This is a genomic window from Blautia sp. HA3515 (assembly GCF_059933065.1).
The window spans coordinates 1-19,243 of sequence record NZ_JAYFUY010000080.1; the positions used below are offsets into that span (position 1 = coordinate 1).

At 38.9% G+C, this 19,243-nt stretch carries 13 protein-coding genes, 1 tRNA gene and 1 pseudogene; 14 read left to right on the plus strand and 1 reads right to left on the minus strand.

Going from position 1 to position 19,243, the window contains the following annotated elements:
- From mnmE to R1Y93_RS07240, 7 genes and pseudogenes are all read left to right on the plus strand, one after another.
- Positions 1-1,272: tRNA uridine-5-carboxymethylaminomethyl(34) synthesis GTPase MnmE (gene mnmE / locus R1Y93_RS07210; protein ID WP_500822264.1), on the plus strand; the 1,272-nt coding region annotated here is incomplete at its 5' end.
- Positions 1,273-1,292: 20 nt separating this feature from the next.
- Positions 1,293-3,161: a tRNA uridine-5-carboxymethylaminomethyl(34) synthesis enzyme MnmG gene (gene mnmG / locus R1Y93_RS07215; protein ID WP_500822265.1), complete on the plus strand. Its 1,869-nt coding sequence runs from the start codon at positions 1,293-1,295 to the stop codon at positions 3,159-3,161.
- Positions 3,162-3,226: 65 nt separating this feature from the next.
- Positions 3,227-3,977 (plus strand): annotated as a pseudogene (rsmG, locus tag R1Y93_RS07220) (16S rRNA (guanine(527)-N(7))-methyltransferase RsmG).
- Positions 3,978-4,226: 249 nt separating this feature from the next.
- Positions 4,227-5,351: an ABC transporter ATP-binding protein gene (locus R1Y93_RS07225; protein WP_500822266.1), complete on the plus strand. Its 1,125-nt coding sequence runs from the start codon at positions 4,227-4,229 to the stop codon at positions 5,349-5,351.
- On the plus strand, positions 5,335-6,198 hold the full coding sequence (locus R1Y93_RS07230; RefSeq protein WP_500822267.1) for an ABC transporter permease: 864 nt from the start codon (positions 5,335-5,337) through the stop codon (positions 6,196-6,198). Before R1Y93_RS07225 ends, R1Y93_RS07230 begins: the two co-directional genes overlap by 17 nt.
- 12 nt (positions 6,199-6,210) lie before the next feature.
- Entirely contained in the window at positions 6,211-7,689 is a 1,479-nt protein-coding gene (locus R1Y93_RS07235) for a Gldg family protein (protein ID WP_500822268.1), read from the plus strand.
- Entirely contained in the window at positions 7,689-9,458 is a 1,770-nt protein-coding gene (locus R1Y93_RS07240; RefSeq protein ID WP_500822269.1) for a DUF4340 domain-containing protein, read from the plus strand. The genes R1Y93_RS07235 and R1Y93_RS07240 overlap by 1 nt, the downstream gene beginning before the upstream one ends.
- 721 nt (positions 9,459-10,179) lie before the next feature.
- Here R1Y93_RS07240 and R1Y93_RS07245 read toward each other — a convergent pair.
- On the minus strand, positions 10,180-11,109 hold the full coding sequence (locus R1Y93_RS07245) for an alpha/beta fold hydrolase (RefSeq protein ID WP_500822270.1): 930 nt from the start codon (positions 11,107-11,109) through the stop codon (positions 10,180-10,182).
- A 1,712-nt stretch (positions 11,110-12,821) separates the two neighbouring features.
- Between R1Y93_RS07245 and R1Y93_RS07250 the strand changes: the two genes are divergently transcribed.
- From R1Y93_RS07250 to R1Y93_RS07280, 7 genes are all read left to right on the plus strand, one after another.
- The gene (locus tag R1Y93_RS07250; RefSeq protein WP_500822271.1) at positions 12,822-13,589 is read left to right on the plus strand and encodes a ParA family protein; all 768 of its coding nucleotides are present in this window, start codon (positions 12,822-12,824) and stop codon (positions 13,587-13,589) included.
- Positions 13,589-14,536, plus strand: coding sequence for a ParB/RepB/Spo0J family partition protein (locus R1Y93_RS07255; RefSeq protein ID WP_500822272.1), 948 nt, complete (start codon positions 13,589-13,591; stop codon positions 14,534-14,536). The genes R1Y93_RS07250 and R1Y93_RS07255 overlap by 1 nt, the downstream gene beginning before the upstream one ends.
- 9 nt (positions 14,537-14,545) lie before the next feature.
- Positions 14,546-15,070, plus strand: coding sequence for a DUF4446 family protein (locus R1Y93_RS07260; protein ID WP_158422174.1), 525 nt, complete (start codon positions 14,546-14,548; stop codon positions 15,068-15,070).
- A gap of 168 nt (positions 15,071-15,238) precedes the next feature.
- On the plus strand, positions 15,239-16,534 hold the full coding sequence (gene serS, locus R1Y93_RS07265) for a serine--tRNA ligase (RefSeq protein WP_500822273.1): 1,296 nt from the start codon (positions 15,239-15,241) through the stop codon (positions 16,532-16,534).
- Positions 16,535-16,642: 108 nt separating this feature from the next.
- A complete protein-coding gene (locus tag R1Y93_RS07270) occupies positions 16,643-17,512 on the plus strand; it encodes a DUF3881 family protein (protein WP_158422176.1) in 870 nt (289 codons plus the stop codon).
- Positions 17,513-17,869: 357 nt separating this feature from the next.
- A tRNA-Arg gene (locus R1Y93_RS07275) sits at positions 17,870-17,943 on the plus strand.
- A 326-nt stretch (positions 17,944-18,269) separates the two neighbouring features.
- A complete protein-coding gene (locus R1Y93_RS07280; RefSeq protein ID WP_055284953.1) occupies positions 18,270-19,235 on the plus strand; it encodes a ParB/RepB/Spo0J family partition protein in 966 nt (321 codons plus the stop codon).
- Positions 19,236-19,243: the final 8 nt, after the last annotated feature.

A 19,243-nucleotide genomic window follows, 5' to 3' on the forward strand; every position in this document is an offset into this window, starting at 1 on the left:
ACGAGACCCAAAGGTGGGAAAAAGGATATCCGCAAAGCGGCATCTCATGCCATTCATTATGGATATATTTATGATGGAGAGGAATTGGTAGATGAGGTTCTGGTGATGATCATGAAGGCACCCCGCACTTTTACAGGAGAGGATACTGTAGAGATCGATTGCCATGGCGGTGTGTATGCCATGAACAGGGTATTGGAAACAGTTTTGAAAAACGGAGCAAAGATCGCAGAGCCAGGCGAATTTACAAAACGGGCATTCTTAAACGGAAGGCTGGATCTGTCCCAGGCTGAGGCAGTGATGGATGTGATCCAGGCAAAGAATCAATCAGCTTTGAACTGCTCTATGAGCCAGCTGAAGGGTTCTGTAAAAAAAGTGATCACACAGATCCGCAGTGAGCTGATCTACCATATTGCATATATTGAATCTGCACTGGACGATCCGGAACATATCAGTTTGGATGGATATCCGGAGCAGCTTCTCAAAGTAGTAAAAACACAGGAAAAGAAGATGGATCATCTGATCGCAACAGCTTCAGATGGAAAAATGATCCGTGAGGGTATCCGTACAGTGATCCTTGGTAAGCCAAATGCAGGGAAATCTTCCATGCTGAATCTTCTGACAGGGGAAAACAGGGCTATTGTTACAGATATTGCAGGAACTACCAGAGATGTGCTGGAGGAGTATATTAATCTTCATGGAATCACCCTGAAAATGGCAGATACTGCAGGAATACGGCAGACAGAGGATGTGGTTGAAAAGATTGGCGTAGGAAAGGCAAAGGAGCTGGCAAAGGACGCGGACCTGATCCTGTATGTGGTAGATTCATCTACGCCTCTTGATGAAAATGATCATGAGATCATGAAGATGCTGGAAGGAAAAAAAGCCATTGTGCTTTATAATAAAACAGATCTGGATCCGGCTGTTACAACAGAAGATATTAGGACATTGGTTTCACATCCTGTAATTCCGGTTTCGGCTAAAGAAGAGACTGGGATAGGAGAACTGGAAGAACAGATCCGGAAGCTTTTCTTCCAGGGGGAAATCACTTTTAATGACCAGGTTTATATTACAAATGCAAGGCATAAGGAAGCCCTTACAGATGCACTGGAAAGCTTGAAAATGGTGGAACAAAGTATTCTTGATGATATGCCTGAAGACTTCTTTTCTATAGATCTTATGAGCGCTTATGAGAGCCTTGGAAGGATCATAGGAGAGTCGGTAGGCGAAGATCTGGTAAATGAGATATTCAGTAAATTCTGTATGGGAAAATAGGTAAAAGGAGCAGACAGCAAATGAAAAGAATAGAAGAAGATTTTGATATTGTTGTTGTAGGTGCAGGGCATGCAGGCTGTGAGGCAGCACTGGCAGGGGCACGCCTTGGACTTAATACCATTATGTTTACAGTCAGTGTGGAAAGTATTGCGCTTATGCCCTGTAATCCTAATATCGGCGGCAGTTCCAAGGGACATCTGGTAAGAGAATTGGATGCACTTGGCGGAGAAATGGGGAAGAATATTGACAAAACATTTATCCAGTCAAAGATGCTGAATTGTTCCAAAGGACCGGCTGTTCATTCCCTTCGTGCCCAGGCAGACAAGCAGGCCTATAGCAATGAAATGCGTAAAACACTGGAAAATCAGGAGAACCTTACCATTCGTCAGGGAGAGGTGACAAAGCTGCTGGTACAGGATGGCAGGATCACAGGTGTGGAAACATATTCAGGTGCCATTTATCATTGTAAAGCAGTGGTTCTCTGCACAGGAACTTACCTGAAGGCAAGGTGTATTTATGGGGATATAAGTAATTATACAGGACCTAACGGTCTTCAGGCAGCCAATTATCTTACCGATTCCCTGAAGGAACTGGGAATTGAAATGTTCCGCTTTAAAACAGGTACACCTGCCAGGATTGCAGGAAATACCATTGATTACAGCAAGATGGAAGAGCAGTTTGGAGACGAAAGAGTAGTGCCGTTTTCCTTTTCTACTGATCCGGAAGATGTACAGATCCCGCAGAAATCCTGCTGGCTCACCTACACCAATGAAGAGACGCATCAGATCATCCGGGATAATCTGGATCGGTCTCCGCTTTATTCCGGAATGATCCATGGAACAGGCCCAAGATACTGCCCTTCCATTGAGGATAAGGTAGTACGTTTTGCAGATAAAAAAAGACATCAGGTGTTTATTGAGCCTGAAGGCGAATATACAAATGAAATGTATATCGGAGGTATGTCCAGCTCCCTGCCTGAGGATGTGCAGAAGGCTATGTACCATACAGTACCTGGGCTGGAACATGCAAAAATTGTGAAAAATGCTTATGCAATTGAGTATGACTGCATTAATCCAAGACAGCTTTATCCCACTCTGGAATTTAAGAAAATCAAAGGCTTGTTCAGTGGAGGACAGTTTAATGGAAGCTCCGGATATGAGGAAGCAGCAGCTCAGGGATTAATAGCAGGAATTAATGCGGCTATGGAAGTAAAAGGCCAGGAACAGCTGATTTTGGACCGCTCAGAGGCATATATCGGAGTGTTGATAGACGATCTGGTAACAAAGGAAAACCATGAACCATACCGTATGATGACAAGCCGTGCAGAATACAGGCTTCTTCTCCGCCAGGACAATGCAGATCTGCGTCTGCGTAAAAAAGGATGGCAGGTAGGGCTTGTGGATGATGCTACTTATCAGAAGATCCTTGTTAAAGAGCAGCAGATCAAAGATGAGATTAAGAGGATCGAAAATGCGACTATTGGAGGAACACCGCAGGTACAGCAGCTTCTGGAAAGCTTAGGAAGCACACCATTAAAATCCGGTACAACACTTGCAGAACTGATCCGCAGACCAGAACTTTCTTATGATGCGATCCAGTCGATTGATCCCACAAGACCAAAGCTACCCAGGGACGTAGAGGAACAGGTCAATATCAATGTGAAATACGACGGATATATCCGTCGTCAGCTGAAGCAGGTGGAGCAGTTTAAGAAGCTGGAAGAAAAGAAGATACCTGCAGATCTGGACTATGAAAAGGTAGGAAGCCTGCGCCTGGAAGCAAAACAGAAACTGGAACTTTACAGGCCTGTATCCATTGGTCAGGCATCCAGAATTTCCGGAGTATCTCCTGCAGATATTTCTGTACTTCTGGTATATTTGTCCCACTGAAACATTCTAAAATAGTTGGGTGTTTTGCTCCCAACATCATATTTATTTAGAGAGAGGAAACCCTGATGAACTATGATCTGACATCATTTGAAAAAGGGCTGGAACAGCTTTCTATTACCCTTTCCAGGGAACAGAAACAGCAGTTTCTCACCTATTATGAATACCTTGTTGAGAAGAATAAAGTCATGAATCTTACGGCGATCACAGAATATGAAGAAGTGATCACAAAGCATTTTCTTGACAGCCTTGCTGTGGTAAAAACCAGTTGTTTTAAGTCGGAAGAGCTGGCTGGAAAAAGGCTGATCGATATAGGAACAGGAGCCGGTTTTCCAGGGATCCCGCTGAAGATTGCTTTCCCAAAGCTGGAGATCCTTCTGCTGGATTCACTGAATAAAAGAATCAATTTCCTGAATGAGGTAACAGAAATGCTGGGGCTTACAAAGATCAATACTGTGCATGGAAGAGCTGAAGATTATGCAAAACAGAAGGAATACAGGGAGAGTTTTGACTATTGTGTATCCCGTGCTGTGGCTAATTTAAGCACTCTTTCCGAGTATTGTATCCCGTTTGTAGGGCAGGGCGGATGCTTTATTTCTTATAAATCTGGTAGTGTTGATCAGGAGCTTATCCAGGCTGAAAAGGCTGTAAAGATCTTAGGAGGACAAAGAGAAGAGGTGGTGCGTTTTTCTCTTGCAGGACACAGATATGGACAGATCTTTTGTGGTGATACGCAAGGTAAAACCAACACCAAAGAAGTATCCAAGAAAGGCTGGACTTCCTTCTAAAGAGCCATTAGGAGCGGTAATACCATCATAAATATCAGATAAAATACTGGATAAAACACCTGGAATTTCACATTTGAAACACATAACTATCACACTTTTTTCACACAATCATACAATTTTCCTCACATCTTAAACATAAAATATATGTTAAAGGAGTATCCATACGGCAAGAATGCTGAGGCATTCTTGCTATATGGAAATGTGGCATGTAAGCCGCATTACCATATATGAAAGTCAGCGGTTATCCTAGGCTTTCACAGCAAAAAAGGAGGAGAAAAACTTGATTGAAGTGAATAATCTGGTCAAGCGTTATGGAGATCACAAAGCGGTTGATCATCTCTCTTTTTCTATCGAAAAAGGCAAAATCTACGGTTTTCTAGGACCAAATGGAGCCGGTAAATCTACTACCATGAATATGATCACCGGCTATATTGCTTCCACAGAAGGAAGCGTTGTTATTGATGGGCATGATATTCTGGAGGAGCCTGAGGAAGCAAAAAAATGTATTGGCTATCTTCCGGAGCAGCCACCTCTTTACTTTGACATGACTGTTCTTGAGTACCTGCAGTTTGTCGCTGATCTTAAAAAAATTCCAAGAGCAAAGAAGACATCCATGATCGAAGAAGTTATGGATATGGTTAAAATAACGGACATGAAACATCGTCTGATCAAGAATCTTTCCAAAGGATACAGACAGAGGGTAGGAATTGCCCAGGCAGTGCTGGGATATCCGGAGGTGATCATTCTGGATGAGCCTACTGTTGGTCTTGACCCTAAGCAGATCAATGAGATCCGGGAACTGATCAAAGGCCTTAAAAAGAAGCATACTGTGATCTTAAGCTCTCATATTCTGTCAGAGGTCAGTGCAGTATGTGATTATGTTTTGATTATCTCACACGGGAAGCTGGTTGCCAGTGATACACCGGAAAATCTGGCCAAACTGGCAGCAGGATCCAATAATCTGAATATGCTGATCAAAGGAAATCGCAGTGAGATTCAGAACGCACTTGCTGAAGTGGAAGGCATTAAACAGATAAAACTGGAAAAATCATCTGAAGAAAATATTTGGAATGCATCGCTAACCCTGGATGAAAATAAAGATATAAGAGAAGCGGTATTTTACAGTATGGTTAAAGCTGACTGTCCGATCCTTGAGATGAAAACAAAGAGAGCTTCTCTTGAGGAAGTATTCCTTGAGCTTACCGAAAATGAAAAGCAGGAGCAGGCAGAAGATGCAAAATCTGATAAGAAGACTGAAGCAGCCGCTTCAGAGGCAGATATCCACACAGATATAGCTACGGAAACAGATACAGAAATCGTTGCAGATGTGGAGATAGAAACAAGTGCTGGAGCAGTAAGCGGACCGGCAGAAAAGGAGGAAGATCCAGATGACAGCAGTTTATAAAAGAGAACTAAAAAGCTATCTGACCTCCATGATCGGATACCTGTTTATATTTTTTATCCTTGTTTTAGCAGGAATTTATTTTTCCGCCTATCAGCTTTCATCCGCTTATCCAAAGTTTGAGTATACTATGAGTGCGCTTACGTTTGTATTTCTTATTAGTGTGCCCATTCTTACTATGCGTGTATTGGCAGAAGAAAGAAAGCAGAAAACAGATCAGCTGCTTCTTACATCCCCTGTGTCTGTTACAGGCATTGTAATGGGCAAATATCTGGCATTGGTAACTGTTTTTGCAATACCTATGGCTGTGATGTGCACATATCCGCTGATCATGTCAAAGTTTGGAACTGTATCCTATAAGGGAGCTTACACAGCGATTCTTGGGTTCTTTCTTCTTGGATGTGCAAATATTGCCATTGGAGTATTCTTTTCATCCATAACAGAAAGTCAGGTGATCGCAGCAGTGCTTACGTTTGTATTTCTGTTTGCATTTTATATGATGAGTGGGATTTCCTCATTCTTTTCACAGACAGCACTTTCTACTTGCATTGCATTTGGTTGCCTGATTCTTGCATTTTGTATCATTATTTATACTATGATTAAGAATACAATAATATCAGCAATCATCTGTATCTGTGGAGAAGCGGCACTTGCCATCACATATATAGTGAAATCCAGTATTTTTGAAGGTGGGATCCAAAAGATTCTGGAAGTGTTTAATCTGAGTGCACATTACGAGAACTTTACGAATAATATCTTGGATGTAACAGGAATTGTATATTTTATTTCTGTAATTGCAATCTGTATATTCCTTACTGTCCAGTCAATCGTGAAGAGACGCTGGAATTAAGGAGGTGGAGAAATGAAATTATTAGGAAAAAATAAAAACGAACAGACAAAAAAAGAATCTAAGGAAAAGATGCCGCTTAATAAGAAATATCTGCGGAATGGCTCTTACAGTACGTTGTTGATCGTGATCTTTGTGGCAATCGTGGTAGTGATCAACATGATCGTAGGAAAACTGCCATCCAAGTATACACAGATTGATATTAGTGATCAGCAGTTGTACAGTATTGGTGATGAGACAAAGAAAGTCCTGAAAAATCTGGACAAAGATGTTACCATCTATCAGATCGCTCAAAGCGGCTCTGAGGATGAAACTATCAGTAATCTGCTTCAGAAATATGCAGATGAGTCCAAACATGTGAAGGTTGAACTGAAGGATCCGGTTGTAAGTCCTAAATTTGTTTCTGAATACACAAGTGATCAGGTATCTTCCAATAGTCTGATCATTGTATGCGGAGACAGAAATAAAGTAGTGAATTATAATGACCTGTACGAATCTACAATGGATTATAATACTTACAGTTACCAAACAACCGGATTTGACGGAGAAGGACAGATCACAAGTGCGATTGCTTATGTAACAACAGAGAATCTTCCTGTTCTTTATACATTGGAAGGACATGGAGAGAAAGAACTGGACAGCACCATCAAAGAAGATATTGAAAAGGCCAATATGGAGATCAAATCCTTGAATTTGATCAGTGAGGGCAGTGTGCCAGATGATGCAGCATGTCTGCTAATCGATTCTCCATCCAGCGATATTTCTGAGGATGAAAAAACAGCACTTTTGGATTATCTGGAAAATGGCGGAAAAGCAATGATCTTCTCCGATTATACAGAGAGCACGCTGACCAATTTTGCTGCTGTGCTTGAAAACTACGGAGTGAAAGCTGCTGATGGTATTGTTTTTGAGGGAGATAACCAGCATTATGGAATGCAGATGCCATATTATCTGCTTCCTACCGTTAATAGTACAGATGCATCCTCTGAAACAGCCTCTTCCGGATATTATATTATCATGCCTTACGCACAGGGAATCCAGAAACTTGATGATGTTAGAGATACTGTAACCGTTGAGGATATTCTTACAACATCTGACAGTGCTTATTCAAAAACAAACCTGCAAAGTGAGACGCTGGAAAAGGAAGACGGAGATGTAGAAGGACCGTTTGCTCTTGGTGTAAGCATTAAAGAAGATGTAGGAGATGGAAAAGAGACTCAAATAATCTACTATTCTTCTTCCTATATTATGGATTCACAAATGAATCAGCTGGTTTCTGGAGGAAATGAGAAGCTTGTGACAGAAAGCCTTAACTCTATGGTATCTACAGAGGAAACCACCACTGTTTCTATTCCGTCCAAGAGCCTGGAAGTATCATATCTGACAATATCTGATTATGATGCAAGTTTCTGGAAGATTTGTACAATTGGTTTGATTCCTGGTATCTTTTTAGTGGCAGGTTTTGTGATCTGGTTTAAGAGGAGAAAAGCCTGATGAAGAAAAAATCAATGAATCTGATAACTGCAGTTGCAGTATTAGTCGTTTTAAGCGGCGCATATGTAGGTGTTAAGACATATGTGGCCAAACAGGAAGAAAAAGAAAATGCAGAAGAGGAAGAGGAGAAAACCCAGGTTTTCTCCATTTCCTCCGAGGATGTTCAGTCAATCAAATTTGTGATTGATAAGAAAGAAGTTACTTTTGAAAAAAATAATGATGAATGGATCAAAAGCGATGAAAGGGACTTTCCGGTAGATCAGGATAAACTGACAGAGGCCATAGGAAGTCTGGATAATGTTGAAGCGGATCGTGTTCTGGACAATGTTACAGATACTACAGAGTATGGTTTAGATGATCCTACAAACACGATTACTGTAACAGATAAAGATGGCAAAGAGACAGTACTGCATGTGGGAATGGAAAATGAATCCACAAGTCAGTATTATGTGGAAAATGGTGAGGATGAGTCGAAAATTTATGTTGTAGCAGATTCAGTATTTCAGCCATTTATGAAGACCTTGTATGATTATGCAAAAGCTGGAACCTTTCCTGTGATAGATTCTTCAACGGTCAGCAATGTTACAGTTGATGAAAATGATGACAGTTACACTTTGACCAAAGATGATACTACAGGACTTTGGAATATTCAGGATCAGGACGGATCCGAAAAAGCAGACTCCGCAAAAGTCAGCAGTCTTACTTCATCGATTGCAAGCATTGCGTATGGATCTTTTGTAAATTACAATTGCACAGATCTTTCAGAGTATGGACTGGATAAACCTTATGGAACCATTACCATTGATTATCAGGAGGAAGTGGAGGCGGAAAGTGATTCTTCAGAAGATGCAGATACATCTGAAGAAAATTTTGCAGATGAGCAGGACTCTACAGAAGATAAGGAAGATATTTCCGCTACTGATTCTACAGAAGATAAGGATGATGCCTCTGCTGCAGATTCTACAGAAGAAGATACCTCCGCTACGGATTCAACAGAGGAAGATACCTCTATTACGGATTCTGCAGAAGAAGATACCTCTGTTACGGATTCTTCAGATGCTCAGACTAGAATGGTAAATCGTGAGATGACAATTCTTGTAGGTGAGCAGTCTGATGATGACGGAAGATATGTAATGGTAAATAACAGTAAAGAAATATACACTATCTCAAATGATACATTATCTGTATTCCTTGGAAAGACAAAAGAAGATTTCTGGGATATGACAGTAAGCTATCTTTCTGTAAACAATCTTGAGAGCCTGCAGGCAGAATATCAGGGAGAGACGCATGTAATTGATGTTTCACGTGAAACATCTGAGGATAATAGTGATGATGATTCTTCCACAACAAGTACCACAACCTTAAGTTATCAGCTGGATGGAACAGAATTGGATGACAGCACTCCATTTACTACATTTTATAACAAGCTGATTAATATGACCGGACAAAAACGATTAACGGAAAAATATGAAAATAATAATAAGCCAGATTTTAATGTGGAATTGACAGATGTAGACGGTGAAAAGACAGAGATTGCCTACTATCAGTATGATACCAATTTTTATGCAGCTGTTGTTGGTCAGAAAGTGTATTTGGTAAACAAGATGACAGTAAAAGAACTGATTGATAGTTATAAAACTCTTGTAGGACAAACAGATTCTGAATCATCTGAAGAAAGTTCAGATTTGGCAGCCGAAGAGAATGTTACTGATGAAGATTCTAATTCTGCAGATAATACTGATGGTACAAATAGTGTGGATGTAGATTAGGCGACTGAAAAGCAAATGATATAGTTTTGAAATTTTCAAGACATATAATTTATCAGGATCTCTTGGGCTTGTCAAGTAATCTGGAGCCTATCCGCTGTCTGATAAATACTATTATAATGATATTTGGGCAAAAGCCTCGAACTATGATATCTACGGATTGATTCGTGCTATGCTCTTCCACGGAGGATTTCTTATTACTCACCACTATAGAAGTGGGGATCTTCTCAAATGAGATGAAAAGTGACAAAAAGTGACGGTGATATTTTAAACATTTAAAATTGGGTTTGAAGTCCAATATTTGAAGTGTTATGATTTATCACCGCCACTTTTTGTTGTAATGGGAATCTTACAGAATAATATCACTACTATATATAAATTGCTCCGCAAGGATGTTACTAGTACAGTGAAAATTAAGGAAAGTCAATATAGTGGTTACTATTATTACTGTACTAGATATAAGTGAAATATGTTTGCTGAAACAAACTATTACTTCCACTACTGGCGCAAAAAGCGTACTAAGTCCTCAAGAAATTGAGGGACTTAGTACGAGTGAAACTAATTTGTTTGTTTGCTCGACTTGAAAATTGTAATCAAACGGATATTTGCCATCCGCTTTGTTACTTGTCCTAACCGAAACTATTCCACAGTTATTTCGTTAAAATTCAGATTATATGCAAATCCAGATTTCCAGATTATTGAATCAGATAATCAGAAACAGCATTTAAAAATCCTGATGCATTTTCCATATGTGGAAAATGCTTGCTTTTTCAACAACGGATGTTTCTATAGACTGATTTAACTGCATATATTCATCAACAATAGATTCTCTTTTATATTCAGCTTCGCCTGTTAGAATATAAATGCTATTATCCATTTCCTGAATACTTTTGCTAATGTCGATATTCATGTATTTGGATTTTTGACTGGAATACATATATTTGGCATAATAGCCACCTTTATGAGCTGATTCATAATAAGCATCAATTGTTCGATCATCTACATGGAACGGATTGAAATAGAGATTATCAATAAACAAATTACTAATTGTTTCACGTGAAACAATCATATGATATATCAATGTTCCAAAAACTGGGGATTCAATTAAATATTTGAATAATTTATTCTTTTCGGAAGGATATTGCTTTAAGGAATTGATACTGGGTGGATTTACGAATATAATTTTATTAAAACAGGTATTGTCATAACGGCAAGCCATTGTAATAAAAGAACATGAAAAACCACAAGCAATTACATCTGTTTTTTCTTTAATAACATTCTTAGTAAAATCACAAAGCAACTGTACAAAAAGAAAATTTGTATATGTGATTCCAGGTTTATCAGAACGACCACAACCTAAAAGATCAATAGTATATACAGTATGCTCTTCTGCAAGACGATCAGCAGTTAATGACCATTCATATCCTGAAGAACCTGTTATTGTGTCATGAATCAATAATAATGGACTTCCAGATCCTCTTTTTGTATAGAAAATCTTGCCAAATCTCCAATCATAATATTGGTTTTCGGTTGCTGGAAGCAGATTCTTAATTTGGGAGGATGCAGCAATACAACGGTTTGCTACATGGATAACTCCGGCAGCAATTGTTGTCAGAGCTGCAAGAGTAATAATTTTTCGGTTATGTTCTTTCATTACAATCCCTCCTGATGATTAAAAAATTCTCATTAAAATTTATTATACGGACTGTTTCGTAATATGCACACCCAAAAGTCTGCCTGTTATATCAGATGCGAGGTGACGACCACTATTACAAGAAGTGAGCGCCAAATTACTTTTGGTGATGGTATTTGCCTTGTATCTTTGTATGTCTCGGGATTTTGACAATATACATGTCAAAAAACTTACGGGTTGTTTTTGGAATAGTAGCCATTTTTCTTTGCAACTATAATAACACTGCTTAGCTACATCATAGTTCATATTATAAGCCAATTTTGGTGAATTTACAATGTTAAGTTTCCTATTAGGATATAGCATAAAACATTTTTGTTATTCATATCAATTATTTACCGGTACATTGTTTTACAAATAACTTGTCTGATTTTTTACTGTGGCATATACATATCTAATACTTAGATAAAGTTAACTACATCAATAATTTTGTCTTTTGCTGAATAAAAATTATCTTGCATTATTTGATTAATTATCGTTCAGCACGCTTTACCTCAGTCGAGAAGATTCCCACCTCTTTCAGGCGGTGAGTAGCAGCAAGTTCGTCTCAGTGGGAATCCAATCTCCGACTGAGATAAACGCTCCGCGAGGATGCGCAGTGATTCTGTAAAGAATACGTCAGCTTACGCTGACCAGAATCACGCGCAAAGTCTCGCGGCTGCTCGACTTGAATAAATTCATTCTGGATTTTTGTTGAAGCTTTGAAATATATAGGACAGATTCATTAAGATTCATTTCTTTCATGAATGATGTCTGTTACTTTGGTTATAAATAATTCTGAGTAAGATATGCGTATTCATTAAGTAATTCTGATCGCGATATGCGTATTCATTAAATGATTCAAGTCAGAGATTCGTATTTGTTCAAACCGACATTCGCAATTTGTTTCGCTATTTGTTCATAACAAAATAACTGCTCCACAATATATCAGAAGGAACGGCACTCTTTCTGATATTATCAAGTCCGCAAGCTCCTATCTTTTGCTTATTATTTTTTGCAATTGAAACAGGTGACTTACGTGATTTGGCTATATTTATCTCAGTCGAGAAGACTCCCACCTCTATAGGTGGTGAGAAACAAGCTGGTATCAGTGGTGGGAGTCAATCCCCCAGCTGATATAGCCTTCGGCAGGATTGCAGAGGCGCGCAGGAGAAGTATGTCATGCAATTGCATGACGTGCACCTCGCAGTAAGAATGCCGAGGCATTCTTGAATTATTTTTGGCTTTTTACAAATTATCATATTACACAAGTTTATTGACAAATAAAACATCTTTTTCTATGTTTCACGTGAAACATTATGTAGCATGAAAAAAATAAAAGTGTTATAATTTATTAGAAAAGAATCAGATTCAGAAAGAACAAAAAGAGCAGTCTGGAAAAAGATTAAAACTGTCTTGAATATGAACTTGACGTTTTGATTTTATAATTATATTGACGTGCGCCAAGGTCTTTCATCTACTTATGAGCAAACTCATGTGGAGTTAGACTTGTACTAGTATCATGATATATAGTTGCTGAGTTCAAAAATTCATGATAACATAAGTACAACAGTTTATGTGAACATATATATTTGCAGATCGAACTGTAATGTAAGTCAAAAAATTAATTCTTGATTTGGGGATCAAAAGGAAATAGGGGAGTTTAAATAGAAGTAACACAAGAAGGAGGAAGAGCATTGGGGAGAATTATAGCTGTTGCCAACCAAAAAGGTGGCGTAGGCAAGTCTACAACAGCAATTAACCTTTCAGCGTGTCTTGCCGAACGGGGGAAAAAGGTTCTTACAATAGACATTGATCCGCAGGGAAATACTACCAGTGGATTAGGTGTTGATAAAAACTCAACAGAGAATACTTTGTATGAACTTCTGTTAAATGAAGCAGAAATAGAAAATACAATTGTGAAAGATGTGGTACAGAATGTGGATCTGATACCATCAAATATTAATCTTTCGGGTGCAGAAATAGAACTGGTTGGTATTGATGAAAAAGAATATATATTAAAAAAGATTATAGATAAAGTAAGAGATAATTATGATTATATTATCATGGATTGTCCCCCTTCATTGAATATGCTTACCATCAATGCATTGACAGCTGCTACTTCTGTACTAGTACCTATTCAGTGCGAATATTATGCGTTGGAAGGACTGTCACAGCTGATCCATACGATTGAATTGGTAAAAGACAGATTGAATAATTCTCTGGAGATTGAAGGCGTTGTATTTACCATGTATGACGCAAGGACAAATTTGTCGTTACAGGTAGTAGAAAATGTAAAGGATAATCTGGATCAGAATATCTATAAAACTATTATTCCAAGAAATGTCAGACTGGCAGAAGCTCCCAGCTATGGTCAGCCAATTACAATCTACGATTCGAAGTCAGCAGGCGCGGAAAGCTATCGCCTCCTGGCTGAGGAAGTAATCAACAGGGAGGGTGAGTAATGGCGGCAAAGAAGACAGGATTGGGAAGAGGATTAGATGCTTTGTTTCCTGAAAAGAACGGAGAGAAAGTAAAAACAACTGTTAAAAAAGAAAATACTTCAGCAGAAACGACAGAAATATCTGTGAAAAGTAAGGATTCACATGGTGAAGATAACAAGTCTGTGCTAACCGTGAAAATTTCAAAGGTTGAGCCAAATCGAAATCAACCAAGAAAACAGTTTGATGAAGATGCATTGTTAGAACTCTCAGAGTCCATTAAACAGTACGGCGTTTTACAACCACTATTAGTGTCCGATAAAAAGGACTATTACGAGATCGTTGCAGGCGAAAGAAGATGGAGAGCTGCAAAACTGGCAGGATTAAAAGAGGTGCCGGTAATTATAAAAGAGTTAAGTGATCAGCAGGTTGTGGAAATTTCACTGATTGAGAATATTCAACGGGAAGATTTAAATCCTATTGAAGAAGCTATGGCATATAAGCGTCTAATTGAGGAATTTTCGCTGAAGCAGGACGAGATCGCAGAAAGAGTATCAAAGAGCAGGACTGCGGTTACAAATTCAATGAGACTTTTAAAATTGGCTCCCAAAGTGCAGCAAATGCTGATTGATGAAATGATTTCTGCAGGCCATGCCAGGGCAATCCTTGCGATTACAGAACCGGAAACACAGTATTCCGTTGCAATGAAGGTGTTTGATGAAAAACTTAGTGTCCGGGATACTGAAAAACTGGTAAAGAAGCTTCTTGAGCCTGCAAAAGAAAGAAAGGGAAATGTAGGCAGTACTACAGAGGATGTGATCTATGAAAGTCTGGAAGAAAAAATGAAAGGAATCATGGGCACAAAGGTTCATATCCAAAGAAAAAAGAATAATAAAGGAAAAATTGAAATCGAATATTATTCAAGAGATGAGTTGGAAAGAATTATTGAGCTGTTTGAATCTATCAGATAAGGAGAATCTATGAGCAGTATTTTTGACAGCATGGGAATCGATCCAGGAATCATTATTATTATATTGCTGATCCTCACATTAATTCTCCTGGCAAATGTGTTGGGCAGCAAAATGCGTCTCAGTCGATTGGAACGTAAGTACAAAATGTTCATGAAAGGCAGCGATGCCCAATCACTGGAAAAGGTATTTGTGAGAAAATTTAATCAGATTGACCGGCTTTATGAAGCAAAAGAGGATCATGAACATGACATTAGTTTTATTAAGCATAATATGGAAACTATGTTCAGCAAATATGGGATAGAAAAGTACGATGCTTTTGATGATGTCGGTGGAAAATTAAGTTTTGCGCTTGCCTTACTTGACAAAGATAATACAGGTCTTATACTAAATGCAGTGCATAGCCGTGACAATTGCTTCCTGTATTTGAAAGAAATAGTAAAAGGCGAATCATATGTTGTTTTAAGTCAGGAAGAAGTTGAAGCATTGAGAAAAGCTGTTAATTTTGGCCTTGGAAATCTTGAGACTGAGGAGTAAAATAGTGTGGTATCAATGCAGGGTTAGATTGTTGTTATAAAACAATAAAGAAATAAACTTGAAAAGAATGCAAAACGAAAAACAGAAAACAAAGTGACGTTTTCTATACAATAAGATCATGAAAAAAAGAAAGTATACCAAAAGGAATATTAGTATCAGGAGGACATTATGTTAGACATTAAATTTGTAAGAGAAAACCCGGAAGTAGTAAAACAGAATATTCGTAATAAATTTCAGGATAATAAGCTTGAACTGGTAGACAAGGTACTGGAACTGGATAAAGAAAACAGAGAAATCAAACAGGAAGTCGAAGCACTGCGTGCACAGAGAAATAAAATTTCCAAGCAGATCGGAGCTCTGATGGGACAGGGCAAAAAAGAAGAGGCAGAAGAAGTAAAGAAACAGGTAGCTGCATCTGGTGCACGTATTGAGGAGCTTTCCGCAAGAGAGAAAGAAGTAGAAGAAGAGCTTCTGAAAGATATGATGGTTATTCCGAATATTATTGATCCATCTGTTCCTATTGGAAAAGATGATAGCGAGAATGTTGAAATTGAAAAGTTTGGAGAGCCGGTTGTGCCGGATTATGAGATTCCATATCATACGGATATTATGGAAAGCTTTGACGGGATTGACCTTGATAGTGCAAGAAGAGTTGCCGGAAATGGCTTTTATTATCTGATGGGCGATATTGCCAGACTTCATTCCGCAGTAATCGCTTACGCAAGAGATTTTATGATCAACAGGGGATTCACATATTGTGTACCGCCTTTTATGATCCGCAGTAATGTGGTAACAGGCGTTATGAGTTTTGCTGAGATGGATGCAATGATGTATAAGATCGAAGGTGAAGATTTATACCTGATCGGAACCAGTGAGCACTCCATGATTGGTAAATTTATTGACCAGATCATCCCAGAGGAAGAACTTCCAAAGACTCTTACAAGTTATTCTCCTTGTTTTCGTAAAGAAAAAGGTGCACATGGACTGGAGGAGAGAGGCGTTTACCGCATCCATCAATTTGAAAAACAGGAAATGATCGTTGTATGTAAACCTGAAGAAAGCAAAATGTGGTTTGATAAGTTGTGGCAGAATACAGTAGATCTGTTCCGTTCTTTGGATATTCCGGTACGTACCCTGGAATGCTGTTCCGGTGACTTGGCAGATCTTAAGGTAAAATCCCTGGATGTAGAGGCATGGTCCCCAAGACAGAAAAAGTATTTTGAAGTAGGAAGCTGTTCTAACCTGGGCGATGCACAGGCACGTCGTTTGAAAATCCGTGTAAATGGAGCAGATGGAAAGAAATACCTTGCACATACCTTAAATAATACTGTTGTAGCACCGCCAAGAATGCTGATCGCATTCCTTGAAAATAATCTGAATGCAGATGGAAGTGTTAATATTCCGAAAGCACTTCAGCCATATATGGGTGGAATGACAAAAATCGAGAAAAAGTCCAATAAATAATACACATATGTAAGGCGTTTCCAGCACAATATTGAAGCGAAACAAGAATGCATTGATATTTTAAAAATAAAGTGTCATTAAACGTACAGCAAAACAGGAGGTGTTTTCGTGCACAGCTATTTGAGATCAATCGGATTTTCAAAGATCACAAAAAGAAAAGAAATGCAGGAATTGATCCGTGACGTGATTGATTCTTATGACGAAAAATATGTTGTGGAGAACCATCCGGATGGTGCTTTTGCTGAATTCTCTAAAAATTATGGATGTGATTGCGGGATCACCGTCTGCGGACAGTATGATGAAGACAATCAGTTTCAGGTGGAATATTCCTTCCCCTTTTTTAGGGGGACAGGGATTACCACGCAGGAGAAAGTTACGATTGAACGACATGCGGATAAGGAATCTTTTGCAGGTGCTTGTGATGATCTTAGAATTGGTGTAACATTGATTTTTTATTTGCAAAATCCTGCAGAATATATACTTGAAAGTTCAAAGGGAACTTTTGGCGGGCAGCCATTGACCCTTACCGGACTTGCCAAAAAGGGAACAATTCTCCTGCCTGTTCAGAAAGATAAGGAAGCAGTGATAGTGGCCCAAGAATCGACAAGAAATCGTACCAATTTGATCGAGGCTGCCAGAAATGGTGACGAGGAAGCCATGGAAAGCCTGACAATGGAAGATATGGACACTTATTCGATGATTTCCGAGCGAATTGTGAATGATGATATTTTGACTATCGTCGATTCCTATTTTATGCCATATGGTATTGAATGTGACCAGTATAATATTATGGGAGAGATCAGAGATGTTGTAAGCTTCCAGAATGTGCTTACAGGTGAAAACCTTTATCAGATGACAGTGGAAAGCAATGATATGCAGTTTGATATATGCATCAACAAACAGGATCTATTTGGAGAACCGCAGGTGGGAAGAAGATTTAAAGGAATCATCTGGCTTCAGGGACAGCTGCATTTTTAAAAGCTAAATTTGATTTAGACCTTGCCTTTTAGGTGCAAATATAGTACAATTGTCGATGTGGTTTTGGAATATATAAAATCACATGTGTCGTCATAGCTCAGCTGGATAGAGCACTCGCCTCCTAAGAGAAAGCCGAGGCATTCCCCAAAGGGAAAAATGAAAAACAACTTTCAGTTCGAATCTATTCTGAAAAATGCTAATGGTGACAACAAAGCATTCCCCAAATTGGGGAACGTTCTAATGTTACCAAATCAAAAAAATCTGTAGATTGACAACTCGAAAAAGAGTTGATAATCTTATATATGGCCGAAGGGAAAAATCCCAGAAACCCAGTAAAATCAAGGGTTTGCGGCATGTGTCGTCATAGCTCAGCTGGATAGAGCACTCGCCTCCTAAGCGAGGGGTCGGAGGTTCAAATCCTCTTGGCGACGGGCTTCAAAGCGTTCGAAAATGTTAGCTGGATTAGCTGACAACGAACGCTTTTGTTATTTTCAAATCACGTTCGTGACACAAAATTCCATTCAAAATGATCAATTTCCAGCTAACGCAATCCGATTTTTGTTAGCTGACAGCTAATCAAAATTACCGGTTTGCAAACCTGGGTTTTAGGAAGTCCAGCTAACATTTGGGTTCCTCTCCGTTGTCACCCTTTATTCGGGGATGTAAATCAGAGAAAAGGAGGGAAAAGAAACAATCTCTCCCAAACCTGCAAACATAAATTAGCTGAAACAGTATTCAATTCTATTAGCTACAGCTAATGGTCAAACAGCAATGTCTGTTTGGAACTTTACTATCTATAAAAGTTCCAGGCAGGCATTTTTTAGTTTCTGAATCCTGGAGGAAAGGAGTCAAGATGACTGAGCCAAACAGACAATCAGGAGAAAAAGAAGAAAGAATCATAGAAATTGAGATTGAGCGTCTTCGCCCTTTTAAGGAACATCCATTTCAAGTAAAAGATGATAAGGAAATGTTTCTTCTGCAGGAAAGCATTGAGAAGTATGGCATTTTAAATCCGCTGATCGTCAGACCAGTACCGGATGGCTACTATGAGATCATATCCGGCCACAGAAGAAAACATGCTGCGGAGAAACTGGGATATCGTAAAGTACCGGTGATTATCCGGGTATTAAGTGAAGATGATTCCATTTTAAGTATGGTGGATTCTAATCTTCACAGAGAACGGATCAGCTACAGCGAAAAAGCTTTTGCTTACAAACTGAAGAATGACGTACTAAAAAGAAAAAGTGGTCGAAAAAAGAGCCAAGTTGACCACAAAACACCAAGAAAACGATCGATAGATATTATCAGTGAGGATTGTGGTGATAGCCCAAAACAAGTGCAGCGTTATATATCACTGACAAAGCTTATACCGGAAATGTTGCAGAAACTGGATGATGAGATTATTTCTTTTTGTCCGGCAGTAGAGATTGCTGCATTGAAAGAAAATGAACAAAGAGAACTGCTTAAAGCAATGGATTATGCACAGGCGATTCCGTCACTCTCACAGGCTCAGCGGATAAAGCAGCTGAGTAAAGAAAAACAGTTATCGTTAGAAAAGATGGAAGAAATCATGTGTGAAGTTAAAAAAGGTGAGATCACCAGAGTAGCTTTTACCAATGAGCAGTTACACAAGTATTTTCCAAATTCTTATACACCGGCAATGATGAAACGGGAAATACTGGCACTGCTAAAATTATGGAAAAAAGAATCATGGGAAAGTTAAAGGAGGAA

Coding starts and splice junctions, on each gene's coding strand:
- mnmG (WP_500822265.1), top strand. CDS start 1,293: ATGAAAAGAATAGAAGAAGATTTTGATATTGTTGTTGTAGGTGCAGGG.
- R1Y93_RS07230 (WP_500822267.1), top strand. CDS start 5,335: ATGACAGCAGTTTATAAAAGAGAACTAAAAAGCTATCTGACCTCCATG.
- R1Y93_RS07235 (WP_500822268.1), top strand. CDS start 6,211: ATGAAATTATTAGGAAAAAATAAAAACGAACAGACAAAAAAAGAATCT.
- R1Y93_RS07240 (WP_500822269.1), top strand. CDS start 7,689: ATGAAGAAAAAATCAATGAATCTGATAACTGCAGTTGCAGTATTAGTC.
- R1Y93_RS07245 (WP_500822270.1), bottom strand. CDS start 11,109: ATGAAAGAACATAACCGAAAAATTATTACTCTTGCAGCTCTGACAACA.
- R1Y93_RS07255 (WP_500822272.1), top strand. CDS start 13,589: ATGGCGGCAAAGAAGACAGGATTGGGAAGAGGATTAGATGCTTTGTTT.
- R1Y93_RS07260 (WP_158422174.1), top strand. CDS start 14,546: ATGAGCAGTATTTTTGACAGCATGGGAATCGATCCAGGAATCATTATT.
- serS (WP_500822273.1), top strand. CDS start 15,239: ATGTTAGACATTAAATTTGTAAGAGAAAACCCGGAAGTAGTAAAACAG.
- R1Y93_RS07280 (WP_055284953.1), top strand. CDS start 18,270: ATGGTCAAACAGCAATGTCTGTTTGGAACTTTACTATCTATAAAAGTT.